Source organism: Snuella lapsa (genome assembly GCF_039539345.1).
Taxonomy (GTDB): Bacteria; Bacteroidota; Bacteroidia; order Flavobacteriales; family Flavobacteriaceae; genus Snuella; species Snuella lapsa.
Window position 1 is genome coordinate 1 of sequence record NZ_BAABCY010000018.1, and the last position, 1,785, is coordinate 1,785.

Annotated in this window: 3 protein-coding genes; 2 read left to right on the plus strand and 1 reads right to left on the minus strand. The window is 38.3% G+C overall.

Annotation, left to right across the window (positions count from 1 at the left end; translation table 11 throughout):
- Window positions 1-17: 17 nt before the first annotated feature.
- Entirely contained in the window at window positions 18-482 is a 465-nt protein-coding gene (locus tag ABD792_RS03385; protein WP_345004380.1) for a reverse transcriptase domain-containing protein, read from the minus strand.
- A 29-nt stretch (window positions 483-511) separates the two neighbouring features.
- Here ABD792_RS03385 and ABD792_RS03390 point away from each other — a divergent pair, with 29 nt between their 5' ends.
- Both ABD792_RS03390 and ABD792_RS03395 read left to right on the plus strand, forming a co-directional pair.
- Window positions 512-679 carry a hypothetical protein gene (locus tag ABD792_RS03390; protein WP_199114738.1) on the plus strand — a complete coding sequence of 56 codons (168 nt, stop codon included), beginning with the start codon at window positions 512-514 and terminating at the stop codon, window positions 677-679.
- 421 nt (window positions 680-1,100) lie between these two features.
- On the plus strand, window positions 1,101-1,418 hold the full coding sequence (locus ABD792_RS03395; RefSeq protein WP_345004381.1) for a hypothetical protein: 318 nt from the start codon (window positions 1,101-1,103) through the stop codon (window positions 1,416-1,418).
- Window positions 1,419-1,785: the final 367 nt, after the last annotated feature.

Here is a 1,785-nt window from a genome sequence, read left to right on the forward strand (position 1 = left end):
CACGGTTTAAACCGAAATCAATGGCACAATGACTCCGAAATCGGTGGCACAAATCGAACTGAATTAGCCACTAGGTCAATATCGACAATATACTGATAGCCTTGGTTGATATATTCGAGGGATTGACGCAAGGCTTGGTGTGCATTGCGTTTAGGTCGAAAACCATAACTGTGATTTTGGAAATCTTGCTCGAATATGGGCTGCAATACTTGTTGTATCGCTTGCTGAAAGACCCTATCGACAGCCGTAGGAACTCCCAAAAGGCGCACCTTTCCGTTGGCTTTAGGAATTTCAATACCCAGTATTGGCGATGGCTGGTAATTTCCTTCTCGAATACCCTTGAGGTATGCCCGTTGGTGCAACTTTAAGTGTGGCAGTAAATCTTTTACGGATTTACCATCAACTCCTGATGCACCCTTATTGGCATATACCCGTCGGTACGCTAGTTGTAGGTTTTCTTTCTCTAATACGCTTTCTATCATACTAACTTGTTAACTGTTCCGCTTGTACCATGGCTACAAGTGCCCAGACCCCTGTCCGTAACGACACCTTGCTCCGTAGTCCATTAAGAACCATTTTTGTTTGGTCCTTCGTACTATTCCAGCTTCCTAGTACTACTATGACCGCTGCTGACTTCTCCCATAGACCAACCCGTGGTTTGGGAGACCTCCCCAGGTAAGAGCATCCTCTTTCTTTCGATCCCTGCCATATCTACTATTTCGGCGCTTATCCCTTAAAGATATTTAGGACTTCACAGTTATGTGCCTGCTCATCCGACCTCATAGCCTCGGTATATGGTTCGTGTTCCTCAGTACCGAAATTTGCAGTCTCGCTTCCTTCAGTCCCAGCTTCACAACTAGCGACCTTGCGACTTGCTAATGGTTCAAGGCGTTACCCCTGCCCATAAGGGACTTGCACCCTCTAGAAAAATTCGTACATTAGCACGAATGGATGCCCATGCTGGGCACACACAATGTATAAAAATAATAGCGGCTTTATCGCTAGAACCAAAGTAAGTAAATATTAAAAAAGGTCTATATATAACCGAAAAGTTAGTGAGTAAAATCCGCTACTATTCTTATACTAGAACGTTGTGCTTAATGCCTGAAAGAAAAACTCAAAAGAACAATTTCGGAAAAATGAAAAAACGGATTTTTAAAATATTAAGTGTAATAATCGGACTTGTTTTGATTTTAGGCTTCTATAGTAATTCTTCGTCTTTTATTGAAAAACAAGACTGGAAATACGCTGAAGGAACTCATATTGGAGATTGGTTAGCAAAAAACTCTTTTGAAATTAACAATGGAATAATTGAAACAAATCAAGGAAAAGCGAAAATAGTTTTCTGTTATGGAAAAGAATTAATAATAGAAAATATTGAAACTAAAGAAAAAGGATATTACATAAACAAAAGCTGAATTAAATGATTTTACTTTTTATAATCGGAATTTCTTTAATTCAAATTGGATTGTATTATTTGAATGATAAATACAGAACTAAACTTCCGAATTTCATCATTCTATTGGTTTTACTAATCTGTTACTTTTTTGTTTTTCCTAAATTGTTTTATCCAGAACCAAGAACAGACGGAATTAATTGTGGAATGCCTATACTCGGAATAACACTCGGATTTTGGATTTTCGGAACAATAGCAGGTATTGCGACACATATAATTTGGAAAATAAAAAAGAAGAAAGCACATAAGCACAACAACGGTAGCCGTTGCGCAAGCCCTTAATTTTCTAAAAACAAGACACAAATAAGCCCTTTTAAGGGCTTTTATTT

Coding starts and splice junctions, on each gene's coding strand:
- ABD792_RS03385 (WP_345004380.1), bottom strand. CDS start 482: ATGATAGAAAGCGTATTAGAGAAAGAAAACCTACAACTAGCGTACCGA.
- ABD792_RS03390 (WP_199114738.1), top strand. CDS start 512: ATGGCTACAAGTGCCCAGACCCCTGTCCGTAACGACACCTTGCTCCGT.
- ABD792_RS03395 (WP_345004381.1), top strand. CDS start 1,101: ATGCCTGAAAGAAAAACTCAAAAGAACAATTTCGGAAAAATGAAAAAA.